This is a genomic window from Streptomyces sp. NPDC046727, from assembly GCF_040645635.1.
Lineage (GTDB): Bacteria > Actinomycetota > Actinomycetes > Streptomycetales > Streptomycetaceae > Streptomyces.
Genome location: NZ_JBEYYR010000031.1, coordinates 76247 through 94941 on the forward strand (window position 1 = coordinate 76247; position 18695 = coordinate 94941).

Annotated in this window: 13 protein-coding genes; 5 read left to right on the plus strand and 8 right to left on the minus strand. The window is 70.8% G+C overall.

What is annotated here, in order from left to right; all coding sequences use genetic code 11:
• The first annotated feature begins 13 nt into the window (after positions 1-13).
• From ABZ937_RS30955 to ABZ937_RS30970, 4 genes are all read left to right on the plus strand, one after another.
• Positions 14-1681, plus strand: a complete 1668-nt coding sequence (locus ABZ937_RS30955) for a glycoside hydrolase family 13 protein (protein ID WP_361696643.1) — start codon at positions 14-16, stop codon at positions 1679-1681.
• A gap of 152 nt (positions 1682-1833) precedes the next feature.
• Positions 1834-3210, plus strand: coding sequence for an alpha-amylase family protein (locus tag ABZ937_RS30960; RefSeq protein WP_361696644.1), 1377 nt, complete (start codon positions 1834-1836; stop codon positions 3208-3210).
• 264 nt (positions 3211-3474) lie between these two features.
• The gene (pulA, locus tag ABZ937_RS30965; protein ID WP_361696645.1) at positions 3475-8841 is read left to right on the plus strand and encodes a pullulanase-type alpha-1,6-glucosidase; all 5367 of its coding nucleotides are present in this window, start codon (positions 3475-3477) and stop codon (positions 8839-8841) included.
• 33 nt (positions 8842-8874) lie between these two features.
• Entirely contained in the window at positions 8875-9237 is a 363-nt protein-coding gene (locus ABZ937_RS30970) for an isomerase (protein WP_361696646.1), read from the plus strand.
• A gap of 6 nt (positions 9238-9243) precedes the next feature.
• On the opposite strand, the gene ABZ937_RS30975 is transcribed toward ABZ937_RS30970, so the two are convergent.
• From ABZ937_RS30975 to ABZ937_RS30995, 5 genes are all read right to left on the minus strand, one after another.
• Positions 9244-9933 carry a TetR/AcrR family transcriptional regulator gene (locus ABZ937_RS30975; protein ID WP_361696647.1) on the minus strand — a complete coding sequence of 230 codons (690 nt, stop codon included), beginning with the start codon at positions 9931-9933 and terminating at the stop codon, positions 9244-9246.
• Positions 9934-9969: 36 nt separating this feature from the next.
• Entirely contained in the window at positions 9970-11019 is a 1050-nt protein-coding gene (locus ABZ937_RS30980; protein WP_361696648.1) for a PDR/VanB family oxidoreductase, read from the minus strand.
• A complete protein-coding gene (locus ABZ937_RS30985; RefSeq protein ID WP_361696649.1) occupies positions 11019-11918 on the minus strand; it encodes a metal-dependent hydrolase in 900 nt (299 codons plus the stop codon). Before ABZ937_RS30985 ends, ABZ937_RS30980 begins: the two co-directional genes overlap by 1 nt.
• A gap of 76 nt (positions 11919-11994) precedes the next feature.
• Positions 11995-13914 carry a hypothetical protein gene (locus tag ABZ937_RS30990; RefSeq protein WP_361696650.1) on the minus strand — a complete coding sequence of 640 codons (1920 nt, stop codon included), beginning with the start codon at positions 13912-13914 and terminating at the stop codon, positions 11995-11997.
• Positions 13915-13963: 49 nt separating this feature from the next.
• Complete coding sequence (locus ABZ937_RS30995; protein ID WP_361696651.1) at positions 13964-14473, minus strand: tetratricopeptide repeat protein; 510 nt, start codon at positions 14471-14473, stop codon at positions 13964-13966.
• 115 nt (positions 14474-14588) lie between these two features.
• Here ABZ937_RS30995 and ABZ937_RS31000 point away from each other — a divergent pair, with 115 nt between their 5' ends.
• Positions 14589-14981: a hypothetical protein gene (locus ABZ937_RS31000; protein ID WP_361696652.1), complete on the plus strand. Its 393-nt coding sequence runs from the start codon at positions 14589-14591 to the stop codon at positions 14979-14981.
• A gap of 75 nt (positions 14982-15056) precedes the next feature.
• Here the strand turns inward: ABZ937_RS31000 and ABZ937_RS31005 are convergent, their stop codons facing one another.
• The 3 genes from ABZ937_RS31005 to ABZ937_RS31015 all read right to left on the minus strand — a co-directional run bounded on the left by ABZ937_RS31005 (position 15057) and on the right by ABZ937_RS31015 (position 18665).
• Positions 15057-16616, minus strand: coding sequence for a DUF1996 domain-containing protein (locus ABZ937_RS31005; protein WP_361696653.1), 1560 nt, complete (start codon positions 16614-16616; stop codon positions 15057-15059).
• Between the two features lie 136 nt (positions 16617-16752).
• On the minus strand, positions 16753-17406 hold the full coding sequence (locus ABZ937_RS31010) for a response regulator transcription factor (RefSeq protein ID WP_361696654.1): 654 nt from the start codon (positions 17404-17406) through the stop codon (positions 16753-16755).
• The gene (locus tag ABZ937_RS31015; RefSeq protein ID WP_361696656.1) at positions 17391-18665 is read right to left on the minus strand and encodes a sensor histidine kinase; all 1275 of its coding nucleotides are present in this window, start codon (positions 18663-18665) and stop codon (positions 17391-17393) included. Before ABZ937_RS31015 ends, ABZ937_RS31010 begins: the two co-directional genes overlap by 16 nt.
• Between the last annotated feature and the right edge of the window lie 30 nt (positions 18666-18695).

Genomic DNA, 18695 nt, shown 5'->3' on the forward strand with positions numbered 1-18695 from the left:
CATCAAGGACGCCATGAGCCAGCAGCACCCTGCCGCACCGGCCCGCCACTGCGCCGCCACCGTCGCCGACCGCCGCGACTGGTGGCGGGACGCGGTCATCTACCAGGTCTACCCGCGCAGCTTCGCCGACAGCAACGGCGACGGCATGGGCGACCTGGAAGGCGTACGCTCCCGACTCCCGTACTTGCGCGACCTCGGCGTCGACGCCGTGTGGCTCAGCCCCTTCTACGCCTCCCCGCAGGCCGACGCCGGCTACGACGTCGCCGACTACCGTGCCGTCGACCCCATGTTCGGCAACCTGCTCGACGCCGACGCGCTCATCCGCGACGCCCACGAGCTGGGCCTGCGCATCATCGTGGACCTCGTCCCGAACCACTCCTCCGACCAGCACGAGTGGTTCAAGCGCGCCCTCGCCGAGGGCCCCGGCTCCCCGCTGCGCGAGCGCTACCACTTCCGCCCCGGCAAGGGCGTGAGCGGCGAGCTGCCGCCCAACGACTGGGAGTCCATCTTCGGCGGCCCGGCCTGGACCCGGGTCCCGGACGGCGAGTGGTACCTCCACCTCTTCGCCCCCGAGCAGCCCGACTTCAACTGGAACCACCCCGCCGTCGGCGACGAGTTCCGCTCCATCCTCCGCTTCTGGCTGGACATGGGCGTGGACGGCTTCCGCATCGACGTCGCCCACGGCCTGGTCAAGGCCGACGGACTGCCCGACCTCGGCTCCCACGACCAGCTCAAACTGCTGGGCAACGATGTCATGCCGTTCTTCGACCAGGACGGCGTGCACGCCATCTACCGGCAGTGGCGCACGATCCTGGACGAGTACGCGGGCGAGCGCATCTTCGTGGCGGAGGCGTGGACGCCGACCGTCGAGCGCACCGCCCGCTACGTCCGCCCCGACGAACTCCACCAGGCCTTCAACTTCCAGTACCTGAGCACCGAGTGGGACGCGGCCGAGCTGCGCGAGGTCATCGACCGCACCCTTGAGGCCATGCGCCCGGTCGGCGCCCCGGCCACCTGGGTGCTGTCCAACCACGACGTCACCCGGCACGCCACCCGGTTCGCCAACCCGCCCGGCCTCGGCACCCAGATCCGCACCGCGGGCGACCGCGAGCTGGGCCTGCGCCGCGCCCGCGCGGCCACCCTGCTGATGCTGGCCCTGCCCGGCTCCGCGTACGTCTACCAGGGCGAGGAACTGGGCCTGCCGGACGTGGTGGACCTGCCCGACGAGGTGCGCCAGGACCCGGCGTACTTCCGGGGCGCCGGCCAGGACGGCTTCCGTGACGGCTGCCGGGTCCCGATCCCGTGGACCCGCGAGGGCTCCTCCTACGGCTTCGGCAGCGGCGGCAGCTGGCTGCCCCAGCCGGCGACGTGGGCCGAGCTGAGCGTCGAGGCGCAGACCGGTGTCGCCGGCTCGACGCTGGAGCTGTACCGCGCGGCGCTGAGCGTGCGCCGGTCGCGGCCCGACCTGGGCGCGGGCGACGCGGTCGAGTGGCTGCGCGCGCCGGAGGGCGTCCTGGCGTTCCGCCGGGGCGACTTCGTCTGCGTGGCGAACACCACGGCGGAGTCGGTGACGACACCGGCGTACGGCCGCGTCCTGCTCAGCAGCGGCGAGGTGGCCGAGACGGGCGGCGAGGCGAAGGTGCCCGCCGACACGACCGTGTGGTGGACGTCGGCCGACTGACACCCCGTCTGAAAGTTCTTGCATCAACTTCACAACGGCCCGCTGCCTTTCGGTCAGCGGGCCTTTAACATCTGCGTCACCGCAAGTTTGCTGAAACATTTCAGCAAGCGCCTTCAGCGGTCCACTTTGCCTTCAACGTCGAAGGACCCCACATGGCACGCAGATTCCTCCCCACGGCGGTCGCCCTCACGGCCGTCGCTCTGGTTGGCATGAACCCGACCACCGCCGCGGCCTCCCCGCCCGGCACCAAGGACGTCACCGCCGTCCTCTTCGAGTGGAAGTACGCCTCGGTGGCCAAGGAGTGCACCACCACCCTCGGCCCCGCCGGCTACGGATACGTCCAGGTCTCCCCGCCCGCCGAGCACATACCGGGCTCGCAGTGGTGGACCTCGTACCAGCCGGTGTCGTACAAGATCGCGGGCCGTCTCGGCGACCGCACGGCCTTCCAGAACATGGTGAACACCTGCCACGCGGCCGGTGTGAAGGTCGTGGCCGACACCGTCATCAACCACATGTCGGCGGGTTCGGGCACCGGCACCGGCGGCTCGTCGTACACGAAGTACGACTACCCCGGCCTCTACTCCTCCTCCGACTTCGACGACTGCACCTCGCAGGTGTCGAACTACTCCGACCGCTGGAACGTCCAGCACTGCGAACTCGTCGGCCTGGCCGACCTGGACACCGGCGAGGAGTACGTCCGCAAGACCATCGCCGGCTATATGAACGACCTGCTCACCCTCGGCGTGGACGGCTTCCGGATCGACGCGGCCAAGCACATCCCGGCCGCCGACCTGGCGAACATCAAGAGCCGCCTGACCAGCCCCTCCGTCTACTGGAAGCAGGAGGTCATCTACGGCGCGAACGAGGCCGTCCAGCCTGGCGAGTACACCGGCAACGGAGACGTCCAGGAGTTCCGCTACGCCTACGACCTCAAGCGCGTCTTCAACAACGAGAAGCTCGCGTACCTCACCAACTACGGCGAGGGCTGGGGCTACCTGAGCAGCTCGACCGCGGGCGTCTTCGTGGACAACCACGACACGGAACGCAACGGCTCCACCCTGAACTACAAGGACGGCGCGAACTACACCCTGGCGAACGTCTTCATGCTCGCCTGGCCCTACGGCGCCCCGGACATCAACTCCGGCTACGAGTGGTCGGACGCCGACGCCGGCCCGCCCAACGGGGGCACGGTCAACGCCTGCTGGCAGGACGGCTGGAAGTGCCAGCACGCCTGGCCGGAGATCAGGTCCATGGTCGCCTTCCGCAACGCGACACGCGGCCAGGCCGTCTCCAACTGGTGGGACAACGGCAACAACTGGATCGCCTTCGGCCGGGGCAGCAAGGGCTATGTGGCGATCAACCACGAGTCCTCGTCGCAGACCCGCACGTACCAGACCTCGCTGCCGGCGGGCACGTACTGCAATGTGCAGAGCAACACGACGGTGACGGTGAACTCCGCGGGGCAGTTCACCGCCACCCTGGGCTCGAACACGGCGCTGGCGATCTACGCCGGGAAGTCGAGCTGCTGAACCCGGAGGACTGCTTCCAGGTGTCGCTCGTCGTGTAGCCGGACGAACCGCCCGTCGTGTACGGGCGGTTCGTCCCCAACTCCCAGGTCACGTTCTCCACGTCGGGCAGGAGGCCGAGGAGAGCGGGATCGCGTCGGGCGCGTCAAGATTGACGCTGAAACTCCTTGCTATGAGTTTCAAGACTCTTGCTGTAAACCTTTCGTCGGCGATACGGTCGCGCGGGGTCGGACCCAAGAGAGCCGCATTCGCAAGGAGTTACTGCCTGTGATACCGAGAGCGAGACGGGCAGCGGCCGTCACCGCCGTAGCCCTCGCCGCCGCCCTGATCCAGCCACTGGCGGCACACGCAGCCAGCCCGCCCGCACCTCCGTCGGACGCGGCCCTCGCGGCCCAGCCCGCCCGGCACGACGACACGCGCGAGCAGTTCTACTTCGTCATGCCGGACCGTTTCGCCAACGGGGACAGGTCCAACGACCGGGGCGGCCTCACCGGCTCACGCCTCAGCACCGGCTACGACCCCACCGACAAGGGCTTCTACCAGGGCGGCGACCTCAAGGGCCTGACCGGCAGGCTGGACTACATCAAGGGACTCGGCACCACCGCCATCTGGCTGGCGCCGATCTTCAAGAACCGCCCGGTGCAGGGCACGGGCAGCAACGCCTCGGCCGGCTACCACGGCTACTGGATCACCGACTTCACCCAGGTCGACCCGCACTTCGGCACCAACGAGGACCTCAAGACCCTCATCTCCAAGGCACACGCCAAGGGCATGAAGGTCTTCTTCGACGTCATCACCAACCACACCGCCGACGTCGTGGACTACGAGGAGAAGTCGTACGGCTATCTGTCCAAGGGCGCCTTTCCGTACCTGACCGAGGACGGGCGGCCGTTCGACGACGCCGACTACGCGGACGGCACCCGGAAGTTCCCGGCCGTCTCCGGCGCCTCCTTCCCGTACACCCCGAAGGTCACCAGCCGGTCCAAGGTCCCGGCCTGGCTCAACGACCCGACGATGTACCACAACCGGGGCGACTCGACGTTCGCCGGCGAGTCCTCGGCCCACGGCGACTTCTCCGGCCTGGACGACCTGTGGACCGAGCGCCCCGAGGTCGTCCAGGGCATGGAGAAGATCTATGAGCGGTGGGTGAAGGACTTCGCCGTCGACGGCTTCCGGATCGACACCGTCAAGCACGTGAACATGGAGTTCTGGACCCAGTGGGCCACCGCGCTGGACCGGTACGCGGCCGGGCAGGGGCGGAAGAACTTCTTCATGTTCGGCGAGGTCTACTCGGCGGACACGTCCATCACGTCCCCGTACGTCACCCAGGGCCGCCTCGACGCCACCCTCGACTTCCCCTTCCAGGACGCGGCACGCCAGTACGCCTCCCAGGGCGGCAGCGCGCGCAGGCTGGCCGGCGTCTTCGGTGACGACTACAAGTACACGACCGACAAGGCCAACGCGTACGAGCAGGTCACCTTCCTCGGCAACCACGACATGGGCCGCATCGGGTACTTCCTGAAGCAGGACAACCCGAAGGCGACCGACGCCGAGGTCCTCAAGAAGGACAAGCTCGCCAACGAGCTGATGTTCCTCAGCCGCGGCAACCCGGTCGTCTACTACGGCGACGAGCAGGGCTTCACCGGCTCCGGCGGCGACAAGGACGCCCGCCAGACCATGTTCGCCTCCAAGGTCGCCGACTACCTGGACGACGACGAGATCGGCACCGACCGCACCCACGCGAGCGCCGCGTACGACCCGAAGGCACCGCTCTACAAGGACATCGCCACTCTCTCCAAGCTCCGGAAGAACAACCCGGCGCTGACGGACGGCGTCCAGACCGAGCGGTACGCGGCCGACGGCGCGGGCATCTACGCCTTCACCCGTACGGACGCCAGGACGGGCGCCGAGTACGTCGTCGCCTTCAACAACGCCGACGGCGAGAAGTCCGCGACCTTCGCGACCGGCTCCGCGGGCATGTCGTACCGGGGTGTCTACGGGACCTCCGACGCGGTGACGTCCGACGCCGACCGCAGGCTCACCGTCACCGTCCCGGCCGGTTCCGCAGTGGTCCTCAAGGCCACCGGTGCCCTCGCCGAGCCCGCCACCAAGCCGGCCGTCACCCTGAAGGCCCCGGCCACCGGAGCCACCGGCACCGTGGAGGTCACGGCCGACGTCGACGGAGGCCGGCTCGACCGGGTCGTCTTCGCCGCCCAGGTCGGAGACGGCAGGTGGAAGACGCTCGGCTCCGCCGACCACGCCCCCTACAAGGTCACCCAGGCCCTGGGCAAGGACGTACCCGCCGGGACCGCCCTGCGCTACAAGGCGGTCGTGATCGACTCGGCCGGGCGCACCGCGAGCGCCCTGGCGAGCAGCACCACCGGTACTCCGCCCGCGCCGGAGGTCCCCACGGCCTCCTCCCGGGACCACGCGATCGTCCACTACAAGCGCACCGACGGCGACTACGACAAGTGGGGCCTGTACGCGTGGGGCGACCTCGCCGACGGCGAGTCGACCACCTGGCCGAACAGCCACCCCTTCGTCGGCCGCGACGCGTACGGCGCCTTCGCCTACGTCAAGCTCAAGCCGGGCGCCTCGAACGTCGGCTTCCTGGTCATCGACAAGGACGGCAACAAGGACGTCTCCGCCGACCGGAGCATCGACGTCACCAGGACGGGCGAGGTCTGGATCGAGCAGGGCAAGGCCGACGTCCTCACGCAGAAGCCCGACTACCCGGCCCAGGACAAGACCAAGGCGGTCCTCCACTACCACCGCGCCGACGGGAACTACGACGGCTGGGGCCTGCACGTCTGGACGGGTGCCGCGGACCCCACCGACTGGTCGAACCCGCTGAAGCCGGTGAAGACTGATGCCTATGGCGCGGTCTTCGAGGTGCCGCTCACCGAGGGTGCCACCAGCCTCAGCTACATCATCCACAAGGGCGACGACAAGGATCTGCCCACCGACCAGTCCCTGGACCTCAAGTCCAACGGCCACGAGGTGTGGCTGTTGAACGGCCAGGAGAAGTACCTGCTGCCGCAGCCCGCGGGCAGCGCGGCCGCCCTTGACCTGACCACGTCCAAGGCGATCTGGATCGACCGGAACACGGTCGCCTGGAACGGCGTGGACGGCGCCGTCTCCACCCAGCTGCTGTACTCCCCGGGCGGTTCCATCGCCGTCAAGGACGGGTCGCTGACCAGCGACGACGAGCGCTGGCTGCGGCTGTCGAAGACCACGCTCACCGACGCCCAGAAGGCGAAGTTCCCGCATCTGAAGGACTACACCGCCTGGTCCGTCGACCCGCGCGACCGGGACCGGGTGCGCGAGGCCGTCAAGGGCCAGCTGGTCGCGTCCCAGCGCGCCGCGAACGGCGCGGTGCTGGCCGCGACCGGCGTGCAGATCGCCGGTGTCCTGGACGACCTGTACCCCGGCGCGACGAAGGCCGCCCTCGGCCCGGTCTTCCACGACGGCAAGCCGACCCTGTCCGTGTGGGCGCCGACGGCCCGGTCGGTGCACCTCGACCTGGACGGCAAGGCCGTGAGGATGCACCGGAACGCCACCACCGGCGTCTGGTCCGTCACCGGTCCCGCGTCCTGGAAGGGCAAGCCCTACCGGTACGTCGTGAAGGTGTGGGCGCCCAGCGTCCGCAAGATGGTCACCAACAAGGTCACCGACCCCTACTCGGTCGCGCTCACCGCGAACTCCGCGCGCAGCCTCGTCGTCGACCTGAACGACAAGGCCCTCGCCCCGAGCGGCTGGTCGGGCCTGCGCAAGCCCAAGGCCGTGCCGCTGAAGGACGCGCAGATCCAGGAGCTGCACATCCGGGACTTCTCCGTCGGGGACAGCACCTCGAAGCACCCGGGCACCTACCTGGCCTTCACCGACAAGGGCAGCGACGGCTCCAGGCACCTGCGTGAGCTGGCGAAGTCGGGCACGTCGTACGTGCATCTCCTGCCGGCCTTCGACATCGCGACGATCCCCGAGAAGAAGGCCGACCAGGCGACCACCGACTGCGACCTGGCCTCCTATCCGGCCGACTCCGACAAGCAGCAGGAGTGCGTGGCGAAGATCGCCGCGAAGGACGCCTACAACTGGGGCTACGACCCGTACCACTACACGGTCCCGGAGGGCTCGTACGCCACCGACCCCGACGGCACCGCCCGTACGGTCCAGTTCCGCAAGATGGTCCAGGCGCTGAACGGGGACGGCCTCAGGGTCGTCATGGACGTCGTCTACAACCACACCGCCGCCAGCGGCCAGGCGGACACCTCCGTCCTGGACAAGGTCGTGCCCGGCTACTACCAGCGGCTCCTCGCCGACGGCAGCGTGGCCAACAGCACCTGCTGCTCGAACACCGCGCCCGAGAACGCGATGATGGGCAAGCTGGTCGTGGACTCGATCGTCACCTGGGCCAAGGAGTACAAGGTCGACGGGTTCCGCTTCGACCTCATGGGCCACCACCCGAAGGCCAACATCCTGGCGGTCAGGAAGGCCCTCGACGCGCTGACCCTGGAGAAGGACGGCGTCGACGGGAAGAAGATCATCCTCTACGGCGAGGGCTGGAACTTCGGCGAGGTCGCGAACGACGCCCGGTTCGTGCAGGCCACGCAGGCCAACATGGCCGGCACCGGCATCGCCACCTTCTCCGACCGCGCCCGTGACGCCGTGCGCGGCGGCGGCCCCTTCGACTCGGACCCCGGCGTCCAGGGCTTCGCGTCCGGGCTGTACACCGACCCGAACACGTCGACGGCCAACGGGACTCCGACCGAGCAGAAGGCCCGCCTCCTGCACTACCAGGACCTGATCAAGGTCGGCCTGACCGGCAACCTGAAGTCCTTCACCTTCACCGACACCGACGGCAAGCGGGTCAAGGGCTCCGAGGTCGACTACAACGGCGCCCCCGCCGGCTACGCGGACGCGCCCGGCGACGCCCTCGCCTATGTCGACGCGCACGACAACGAGTCGCTGTTCGACGCGCTGACCTACAAGCTGCCGAAGGACACGTCCGCGTCCGACCGGGCCCGGATGCAGGTGCTGGCGATGGCCACGGCCGCCCTCTCGCAGGGCCCGGCCCTCTCCCAGGCGGGCACCGACCTGCTGCGCTCCAAGTCCCTGGACCGCAACTCCTTCGACAGCGGGGACTGGTTCAACGCCATCCACTGGAACTGCGCCGACGGCAACGGCTTCGGGCAGGGGCTGCCCCCGGCGGCCGACAACCGGTCCAAGTGGGACTACGCCAAGCCGCTGCTGAGCACGGTCAAGGTCGGCTGCCCGCAGATCACCGGGGCCTCGGCCGCCTACCGGGACCTGCTGAGGATCCGTACGGCGGAGAAGGCGTTCTCGCTCGGTACGGCCGCGCAGGTGCAGGACCGGCTGTCCTTCCCGCTGTCCGGCAAGGACGAGACGCCCGGCGTGATCACGATGCGGCTCGGCGACCTGGTCGTCGTCCTCAACGCCACCCCCGAGCGGCAGGAGCAGCGGATCGGCGCCCTCGCCGGGACGCCGTACCGGCTGCACCCGGTGCAGGCGGCCGGTGCGGACGCGGTGGTGAAGACCTCCGCCTACGCGGCCGGCTCGGGCACGTTCACCGTTCCCGCGCGGACGGTGGCGGTCTTCACCCGGGCGGCGAAGTAGGGTCGGGCCCGTTGCCGTAGAACAGGAGTGCTCATGCCGCAGATCACCGTCGACTACTCGCACACGATGGAGGCCGCCTTCGACCGCGCGGGCTTCGCGAGGGCGCTGCACGAGGCGACCGTCGAGATCGCGGCGGCCAAGCCGGAGGCATGCAAGACGCAGTTCCGGCCGAGCGCGCTCACGGCGTACGGGTACGAGGACCCGGCGGAGCACGGGCACGCCGTCGTGCACGTGACCATCGGGCTCCTCGCCGGCCGCAGCGACGAGACGAAGGCGCGGCTCACGGAGGCCGTGCTGGACCTGCTCCGCAAGCACGTGGCGGACGAGCGGTTCGCCCTGCACGCCTCCGCCGAGATCCGCGACCTGGATCCGTCGTACCGGAAGTTCGACCGGTAGCGGTCGTCAGGAAGCCAGGGACATCAGCCGGCCGACGAGCTCCGCGAAGGGGCCGTCGGCCGGCTCGTCCTTGACCATCGTGCGCAGCAGGAGCGCCATGTCCTCGTCGTAGGCCGCGCTCACCGCCGCCAGCGCGGCGAAGTCGTGCACGAGCTGCAGCTCCAGCTCGGCGCGCGGGATACGCCGGCCGTCCAGCCAGAGCAGTGCCGTGGACTCGGCGAGCGAGATCCAGGAGCGGATGACCAGTTCGAGGCGCGCGGGTGCGTCGGTGACGCCGAGATGCGTGAGGATCTGCTCGTAGGCGGCCTGGCGTACGGAGTCGATGAGGGCGTTGGTCGTCGACGAGCCGACCGCCGGGCCGCCGCGCATCAGCGCCGAGAAACCGGGCCCGTGGTCGTCCACGAAGTCGAAGTAGCGGCGCATCACGCGCAGCAGCCGGGTCCCCAGCGGGCCCTCGTGCGGCTCGGCGAACCGGGCCGCGAGATCCTCCGACGCACGCTTCAGCGCGGCCTCGTACAGGCTGAGCTTGCCCGGGAAGTAGTGGTAGACGAGCGGGCGTGAGATGCCGGCCGCCGAGGCTATCTCGTCGATGGAGACCTCGTCGGGCGAGCGTCGGCTGAACAGGTCGAGAGCGACACCGATCAGCTGCTGCCGACGCTCCTCGACGCCCATCCTGCGGCGAACCCCGGTACTCATGCGAACACCTTACCGATCGGATTCGGCCGCATGCGTTCACATGTCGAGCACCAAGCGATCACTCCGGGCCCGGGACACGCAGATCAGCATCGAGTCACGCCGTTCCGCGTCCGTCAGCAGCTCGTCCCGGTGCTCGATCTCGCCGTCCAGCACCCGCTGTTGACAGGTCCCGCAGAATCCCTGCTCACAGGAGTAGGCGACATCCGGCAGCGCACGGCGTACGGCGGCCAGCACCGTGGAGCCGGCCGGAACGGTCAACGTCCGCCCGCTGCGGCGCAGTTCCAGCTCGAACTCCGTGTTGCCGCCGGGACCGGTGCGCGGCGCGAACCGCTCCAGGTGCAGCGCGGCCCCCTCGGGCAGCGCCTCCTCCACCGCCGCCATCAGGCCCTCCGGGCCGCAGCAGTACACGGCCGTGCCCTCGGCCGTCCCCGCGAACAGGGCACCCAGGTCCGGCCGTCCGTCCTCGTCCTCGGCGACGACCGTCAGCCGGTCTCCGGCGAGTTTGCGCACCTCCTCCAGGTACGGCATCGACGTCCGCGTCCGCCCGCAGTACAGCAGCCGCCACTCGGTGCCGCCCGGCAGGGCCCGCAGCATCGGCAGGACCGGGGTGATGCCGATCCCGCCGGCGACGAACACGTACGCGGGCGCGTCGACCAGCGGGAAGCGGTTCCGGGGGCCGCGCACCTCCAGCTCCATGCCCTCGGCGAGCTGCTCGTGCACCTCGCGGGAGCCGCCCCGGCCGTCCTCGACCAGCCGGGTCGCCACCGTGTACGAGGAGGTGTCCTCCGGGTCGCCGCACAGCGAGTACTGCCGTACGAGACCCGACGGCAGCACCAGGTCGAGGTGCGCCCCGGGCTCCCAGCGCGGCAGGTCCGCTCCCTCCAGGCGGAGTCGTACCACCCCGTCGGCGATCGTCTCGTGGGCGGTGAGCAGCAGCTTCAGGGCCCGTGAGCGCGGCCGGCCGGAGAGCGGCGGGTCCAGGGCGGGCAGCGGCCACAGCGGTGAGGCCTGGACGCGGCGGCGCAGCGCCCGCCGGGTGAGCAGGGCGGCGCCCGCGACGAGCGCGACGGTCCGCAGCCTCGGCATCACGCGGCCTCCCGCTTCGCGGCGGCGAGCGCGGCGGGCGAGGCGGCCAGATAGGCCACGGCCTGGGCGGTGGAGCACTCGTGGGAGGGGTGGTAGGCGCGGCTCAGGTAGCGCGGTATGGACTTCAGCATGTCCCCGGTGGCGGGCAGGGTGCCCTGCCGGCCGCGCACATGGAAGTCCCGGAAGGACGCCTTGCGGTCGGTGAGGACCGGGTCGTTCTCCAGGAAGAAGCGGACCCCGCGCTGCCACAGGAACACCATCGTCGAGAACGCCGTCGCCCAGGTGCGCACCCGGCGCCGGTAGCTGCCGTCGACGTGCAGGAACAGGTCGAAGGCCACCGACCGGTGCTCGACCTCCTCGGCGCCGTGCCAGCGCAGCAGGTCCAGCATGGTCGGGTCGGCGCCCCGCCGGTCCAGCTCGGCCGCGTTGAGCACCCAGTCGCCGAGGAAGGCGGTGTAGTGCTCGATGGCCGCGATCAGCGCGATGCGTTCCAGCAGCCACCAGCGGCGCGCCCGGCCCGGCGGCAGGGTGCGGTCGCCGAGCAGCTTCTCGAAGAACCAGTCGACCTGGGCGGTGTACGGCGTCGGGTCCAGACCCAGCTCGCGCAGGCGCGGCAGCACCTCGTCGTGGGCCTGGGAGTGCATGGCCTCCTGCCCGATGAACCCGACGACGTCCTCGCGGAGCCGGTCGTCCCGGATCAGCGGCAGCGCCTGCTTGTACACGTGCACGAACCACCGCTCACCGGCGGGCAGCAGCAGATGCAGCACGTTGATGGTGTGCGTGGTGAACGGGTCGCCGGGCACCCAGTGCAGCGGCGTGTCCTCCCACGAGAAGGACACGTTGCGGGCCTTGAGCGCGATGCGCTCGGACTCCACCGGCCGAGGCTGCGTGTTAGACATGGCGTCAATGTACTGATGGGTAGGACGCCTGAGAAGCCCCGCGGCGGACCTTGTTTACGCTGACGTCAACAAGGTCTCACCGCAGCCCGCTGATCTTCCGGCCGTCCGCCAGCGTGCCCTTCAGGTCGGCCCGCACACCCTGCTTCGCCCGGACGGCCAGCAGCGGTCCCGGCCCCGAGGCGGTGACCCCGCCGGTCGCCCGGATCGAGGCCGTGTCCGCACTGCCCGCCGCCAGCAGGTACCAGTTCCCGGCCGCCGACTTCCACAGCACCCCGGCCAGCACATGAGGATCGCGCGGCCCGCAGGCCGGCACGTCCGTGGCCTTGGCGACGGCCGTCCCGGCCGCCCCGCCCGGCGTGCGGAACTGGGCCAGCGCGACCGTGCCGGCACCGCGCCACGTCTCCGCCCGGGTGCACACCCACGCGCCGGACCCGCTGCCGTCGGGCAGCGGCTGCTCGGCGTAGGCCCAGGCGTTGACGCTCCGCACGCCCGCCGAGCGCTCGGCCGCCAGGGAGCAGGCGAAGGGCGCCCAGGTGCGCAGCGCCTGAGCGCCGGACGCCTCCTCGGGCGCCCCGGGCCGGCCGGCCGTGAGACGGGCCGGGACCAGCTCGCCGAGATCGGTGGCGAGCCGGGTGCCGGACGCGTCGGTCAGCTGGAGCGCGGTCCACGAGGTGCAGGCGCCGGTCTGCATGGCGGGGCTGGCCAGCGGCGCGGTGACGCCGTCGGCGAGGGGGACCGGGGCCGCGGCCGCGTCCGGTTTCGCCAGGTCCCGCTGGGCCGCCTTCGTCACCCACGGGGCGGTCAGATAGCGGACGTTGCCGTCGGAGCGGCCCAGCACCAGCGCGCTCGCCGCCGTGCCGGTCGCGCCGTCGGCCCGGGCGAAGTCCAGGGCCGCGCCCTGGGTACCGTCCTTCGGCTCGGCGTAGCGCGCGATGCGCAGCCCGTCGTAGAGGAGCACCACGCGGGCGGTGTCGACCTCGCCCGCGTACAGCAGCTGGGGCGGGCCGGCCGGGCCGCCGGTCTGGGTGCCGGGGGTCGCCGAGACACGGACCCGCTCCCCGGGGCGGGCCCAGACCGCGAGGGCGCGGCGCAGCAGCGCCTTGTCACCGGTGAGCGGGCCGCGCGCGGGCCACACCGAGAAGTCGGTGCGGGCCGAGGTCCGCCAGGCGGTGGGGGAGACCCGGGTCAGCCTGCCGGGGTCGAGGGCGGCCTCGGCGGCCGGGTTCCCGGCGTAGACGGGCGCGGCGGCGCCGTCCGGGCCCCAGCCTCCGCCGGGCACCGCGACCAGCGCACCGCACACCGCGAGCGCGGCGGCAGCGGCGAGGGCGGCCTTGGTGTGCTGGCGGCGGCGCATCAGATCGGTGGGCCGGGCCTGCAGCGAGCACGGGTCGAACTCGGGGGAGGACAGCAGCCCGGGCTGGGCGGGCACGCTGTTCGCCGAGGCCAGCGCGCCGCCCGGGTCGTCCACCCCGGCGGCCTTGAGGATCTCGCGGATGTCCGGGTCGGGCAGCTGCTCCAGGCCGCGCAGCACATAGGCGGCGCGGGCCGGTCCTGACAGCGCGGACAGCCGTTGGTCCAGGGCGAGTTCGTCGGCGCCGCCGGAACGCGGGAACAGCTTCAGGCCCCACACCTGGGGGAGCGGCGGCGGGAGCTGGGTGAGGCGGGGCAGGCCCGTGCGGGGGCGGGCCGCCTCCAGGGCCGCGGTCAGAACCCGCTCGCGCAGGTAGGCGTACCCGGGGTCGCTCTCCCGGCCCGAGGCCTGGGCCGGAAGCGCGGACGGCTGCTTGCGGCCGCGGGGCAGGGCGCGCTGGGCGAGGGCGTGTGCGGTCAGCACGCGGCGGCTGCGGCCGAGGCCCGGTGGCAGGACGAGATAGGCGAGCCGGACCAGCCGGGGGTAGTGCTCGACGAGCGCGGCCTCGGCCTGCTCGACGTCGACCGGGCCGGCGCTCCCGGCGGAGGAGGGTGCGTGACGCTGGGATACATCCTGTGACTGCACGTCCGGGAGAACGAGCCGGCCGGCGGTAGGTCACCGCCGGCCGGGGGATTCACACCTGCGGTTCGACCAGGGCGCGCGCGTAGTTCGCCATCGACCGCTGGTAGCGCGGCAGATGCGGGGCGAGCGCGCCGAGCACGAGGGACAGGCCCTCGCGGTCGCGGCCCAGGCTGGACAGGCACAGCGCGAGGCACGCCCGCACCGCGTCGTCCAACTCGTCCGAGGGCGCCTCCAGTTCGGGCGTGAGGAGCTTGACGCCCTCCTCCGCCTGCCCGGTGTTCCGCAGCGAACTCGACAGCTGGATCAGGGTCCGCCGGGCCTTGTACCGGCTCACGTCGGCGAGGCCGAGGGCCAGCGCCTCCCGGTACAGCGGCACCGCCTTGTCCGAGTGCCCGGTCGAGTCCCAGGCACAGGCCCGCTCGAAGGGGCCCAGCGGACTGCCGTCCGGCAGTTCGGCGACGAGGGCGTCGATCAGCGCGCGGAACTCGTGCGCGCGCTCTTCCGGATAGTCGTCGAAGGACGCCCAGGCGGCGGCCACGCGATCTTCCCAACTCTGGTTCACCGGGTCACTTTCGCACACCCGTGCCCCTCCGGACAGTGGATTTGAGCGCACCGCGCGCGGGAGCCGTATCCGAAGGGGCTGGGGCATGCTTGGCACACCAGGACCGGAGGAACAGATGAGGTTGACGCGACTGACGCTCGGCGCAGCGGCCCTGCTCGCGCTGGCGGGCTGCGGCTCGGGCGGGGACACGGACGCGGTGCCGCCCACCGCGACCGGCAGCCTGGAGCGTCTGGCCGCCGAGGTGAAGTGCAAGCCGAACATGCAGACCGACGCCGACGAGATCCGCCAGGCCATCTGCCAGAGCGGCGACGGGAGGTTCATCCTCGCCACCTTCGCCACCGACCGCGGCCAGCGCGAGTGGATCAACGACGCGAAGGACTACGGCGGTCACTACCTGGTCGGCCGCAAGTGGGTCGCCGTCGGCGAGGACGGGGTGGTCAAGGCGCTGCGCACCACGCTCGGCGGCGACCTGGAGACCGGCACCGACCACCACGCGCACAGCGGCTGAAGCGGTCCGCGCACGACGAAGGCCGGTGACGGGGAGGAATCGTCACCGGCCTTCTGGTGTGTGCCCGTTACGGGATCAGGCGCAGTTCTGCCCGCTGTTGAGGCAGTTGGCGATCTTGTTGGCCAGACCGTTCTTCGTGACGCTGATGAAGTCGTCGTGGTCCGTGGCCGCCTTGTGCAACTGCTCCGGGAACCCGTCCACCGCGTAGGCGTTCTTCACCTGGCCGTTCTGGACGGTCGGCGGGTTGATGTTGTAGACGAGCCGCATCGTCAGCTGCGGGATCGCCTTGAAACCGTTCGGGCAGACGCCGCTCGCCGGGTCGGCGAAGGCGACGTGCGTGCGGTGGTTGGCGCTGTCGATGTTCTTCCCGTCCCAGCAGCTCTGGAAGGCGAACGAGCGCACCACCTTGCTGCCCTGCGGGCAGATCGGGTACTGCTGAGTCAGCTGCACCTTGTTCTCGAAGCCGGTGCAGCTCCAGTGCGCGTTGGCGTTCGCCAGACCGTTGGTGGTGGTCTTGGCGTCACCGGTGATGATGCGCAGGAACTGCGGCATCGCGACGACCTTGCTCGCCGGGCTGCCGACGTACTTGATCTGCGCCTGTACGGGCGTCAGGATCTTGCCGACGTTGCCTTCCTTGCCGCCGCCGTCCTTGTTCTGGTCGAAGTCCTGGGTGCCGTCCTGGATGCGGACCACCGGCCAGTAGTACGACGACAGGTCGCTCCCGTTCTGGCAGCTGGTGCCGCCCTGCAGGAACGTGTTGTTGCTGGAGAACGCGTTGACCTTCTGGTTGCCGACGTAGTCGTGCAGGTGGTGCGCGCCGTTGGTCACGCCGGGCGCCACGATCACGTTGTCGGTGTTGAAGTTCTTGTTGGCGTTCACACCGCAGCGCGTGGTGAACGTGCCCGTCGACGCGTTGCCGGACCGGCGCGGCTTGCCCTGGACGTTCGGCGCGACCTTGGTGATGTCGACGAAGTCGGCCGCGACCGGGCCGTTGCCGGCCTGCCCGCCGATGTTCTGCTGCTGACCGGCGTTGCCCTGCTGCTGCCCGCCGTTCTGCTGCTGACCACCGTTCTGTTGCTGCTGGCCACCGTTCTGTTGCTGGCCGCCGTTCTGCTGCTGGCCGCCGTTCTGCTGCTGGCCACCGGCGTTCGTCTGGTTGGCGGTCTGCGTCGTACAGGCGGCGAGTTGCTTCAGCGCGTTGTCGAAGGAACCGCCGACCCGCTGGATGTCGATCCGGATCCGGTCGATCGTCGCCGCCCGCTTCTCCTTGAGGGGAGCGACGATCGCGTTCTGCACGAAGCTCGGATCGTTCGTCTGCGACTGACGGGTGGAGGCGAGCCGGTTGTAGGCCTCGGTGATCTGCTTGTCGAGGTTCGCCAGCTCCGTCGCCACGCCCTGACGAGCGGCGTTCGGCACGTTCGTCAGCTTCTGGCCGACGTCCGGGCAGGAGATGGTCGCGACCTGCGCGGTCGCGGCCTTGGTCTGGTTGCCTCCCCACGTCTGGTTGTTCGACTCGTGCGCCGAGGCGTAGAAGTTCGCCCAGATCAGCCCGCCCCCACCGAGCGCTAGGGCCGCCGATGCGGCTATGGCCTTGGTGGCCAGCGGCGTACGGCGTTTTCGTGTGTTGCGTCCCATGGAACTCCTCTGACTTCCTTGCGGGGCAGCATCGGGGCGCCCGACAGGAGTGAAGCGGCGTCCTTCCATACGGACGCCGTCCCGGAGGTGTTCACCGGTCTCACAAATTCCTCGCAGAAACAGGGGAGTTGGCAGGTCAGCGATCCTGGTCCAGATAGGCGAGCACCGCCAGGACGCGCCGGTTGTCGTCGTCCGACACCTCAAGCCCCAGTTTGGTGAAGATGTTGGAGGTGTGTTTGGCGATCGCCCGTTCCGTCACCACGAGCTGCGCCGCGATACCCGCGTTGGACCGGCCCTGCGCCATCAGCTCCAGCACCTCCCGCTCGCGCGGGGTGAGACGGCCGAGCGGCCGGTCGTCCGCCGACCGCCGGGACAGCAGCTGCTGGATCACCTGCGGGTCCATCGCCGTACCGCCCGCCGCCACCCGTCGTACGGCGTCCACGAACTGCTCCGCGTCGAACACCCGGTCCTTGAGCAGATAGCCGATCCCGCCGTTGCCGTCGGCGAGCAGCTCGCGCGCGTACAGCTGCTCCACGTGCTGGGAGAGGACCAGCACCGGCAGCCCGGGGCGTGCCCTGCGGGCCGCGAGCGCGCACTGCAGGCCCTCGTCGGTGTGCGTCGGCGGCAGGCGTACGTCGACCACCGCCACGTCCGGGTCCGACTCGGCGAGGGCCCGGGTGAGCTCGGGTCCGGACTCGACGGCCGCCGCGATCTCGAAGCCGAACGCCTCCAGCATCCGCACCAGCCCGTCGCGCAGCAGGAAGAGGTCTTCGGCTAGGACAACACGCACGGAATCTCCATGGTCACCATGGTGGGGCCGCCCGCGGGGCTGCTGACGGCCAGGACGCCGTCGAATGTACCGAGCCGGCGCTCGACCCCGGCGAGCCCCGAGCCGGCCCCGACCAGCGCGCCGCCCTTGCCGTTGTCGGTGACGGTGATCCGCAGCCGGCCGTCGGTGTGGTGCACGTCGACCCAGATCCGGTCGGCGCCGGAGTGCTTGACGGCGTTGGTGAGCACCTCGTTGACCGCGAAGTAGGCCGCCGACTCGACGGGCGCGTCCGCGCGGCCGGGCATCTCCACGGTGACCTCCGTGGGCGGGGGCAGCCGGAGCGCCAGCGCCCGCACGGCGTCGCCGAGCCCGCGCTCGGCGAGCACCGGCGGATGGATGCCGCGCACCAGGTCGCGCAGCTCCTCCAGGGCCTCCGCCGAGTTCCGGCGGGCCTGGGCGATCAGCCTCTTCGCCTGCGCCGGGTCCCGTTCGACCAGCATCTCGATGGTGCCGAGGTCCATGCCCATGGCGACCAGCCGGGCCTGGGCGCCGTCGTGCAGGTCCCGTTCGATACGGCGCAGTTCGGCGGCCGACGTGTCCACCGCGTCCTGCCGGGTCTCGGTCAGCACCCGGACGCGCTCGGCGAGTTCCGCGTCGCCGCCGAGCATGGTTTGGGCGAGCCGGAAGTGCGCGGTCAGCAGGCGCGGGGCGAGGTGCCGGCCCGCGGCGAGGACCACGGCGCCGAGCGCGGCGGCCCCGAAGGCGCTCGCCTGGCCGGTCACCGGCACGAAGGCGTACCAGTAGGTGTCGCCCGGACCCCGCACGTACGCCCGCCACAGCCCGGCCGCCAGCGAGAAGCCCTCGACCGGGAAGAACACCAGCACCGCAGGCAGCAGCGCGGTGACGAAGCCCGCCGTCATGTCCACCGGCAGCCAGAGCACGTCCCGTCGCACCTGAGGGTCCCCGAGCAGGGCGAACGTGCGCGTCCAGGGGTTGAGGCCCTGGGGGAGCGGCTGGTAGACCGCCGGGATCCGGATCCCGCACCACTCCAGCGCGAGCTTCCTGCGGGCGTCCGCCAGCGCCCGTACGCCGGTGAGGACCGCCGGAGTGGTGACGAGCCCGATACCGAGCGGGACGAGCGCGAGGGAGACGAGGGTCAGGACGAGGAACGCCACGGCGAACGGCAGAACCACGAGGGCGAGCACGAGCCCCTGCACGGCGGCCAGCAGCGTCTCCCTGGCCAGGGTGCGGAAACCGGCTCTCTTCTTGGCGGTGTTCATGCCGTCAGTGTCGTCCACGGCCGGGGGCCG

Coding starts and splice junctions, on each gene's coding strand:
- ABZ937_RS30955 (WP_361696643.1), top strand. CDS start 14: ATGAGCCAGCAGCACCCTGCCGCACCGGCCCGCCACTGCGCCGCCACC.
- ABZ937_RS30960 (WP_361696644.1), top strand. CDS start 1,834: ATGGCACGCAGATTCCTCCCCACGGCGGTCGCCCTCACGGCCGTCGCT.
- ABZ937_RS30970 (WP_361696646.1), top strand. CDS start 8,875: ATGCCGCAGATCACCGTCGACTACTCGCACACGATGGAGGCCGCCTTC.
- ABZ937_RS30975 (WP_361696647.1), bottom strand. CDS start 9,933: ATGAGTACCGGGGTTCGCCGCAGGATGGGCGTCGAGGAGCGTCGGCAG.
- ABZ937_RS30980 (WP_361696648.1), bottom strand. CDS start 11,019: ATGCCGAGGCTGCGGACCGTCGCGCTCGTCGCGGGCGCCGCCCTGCTC.
- ABZ937_RS30985 (WP_361696649.1), bottom strand. CDS start 11,918: ATGTCTAACACGCAGCCTCGGCCGGTGGAGTCCGAGCGCATCGCGCTC.
- ABZ937_RS31000 (WP_361696652.1), top strand. CDS start 14,589: ATGAGGTTGACGCGACTGACGCTCGGCGCAGCGGCCCTGCTCGCGCTG.
- ABZ937_RS31005 (WP_361696653.1), bottom strand. CDS start 16,616: ATGGGACGCAACACACGAAAACGCCGTACGCCGCTGGCCACCAAGGCC.
- ABZ937_RS31015 (WP_361696656.1), bottom strand. CDS start 18,665: ATGAACACCGCCAAGAAGAGAGCCGGTTTCCGCACCCTGGCCAGGGAG.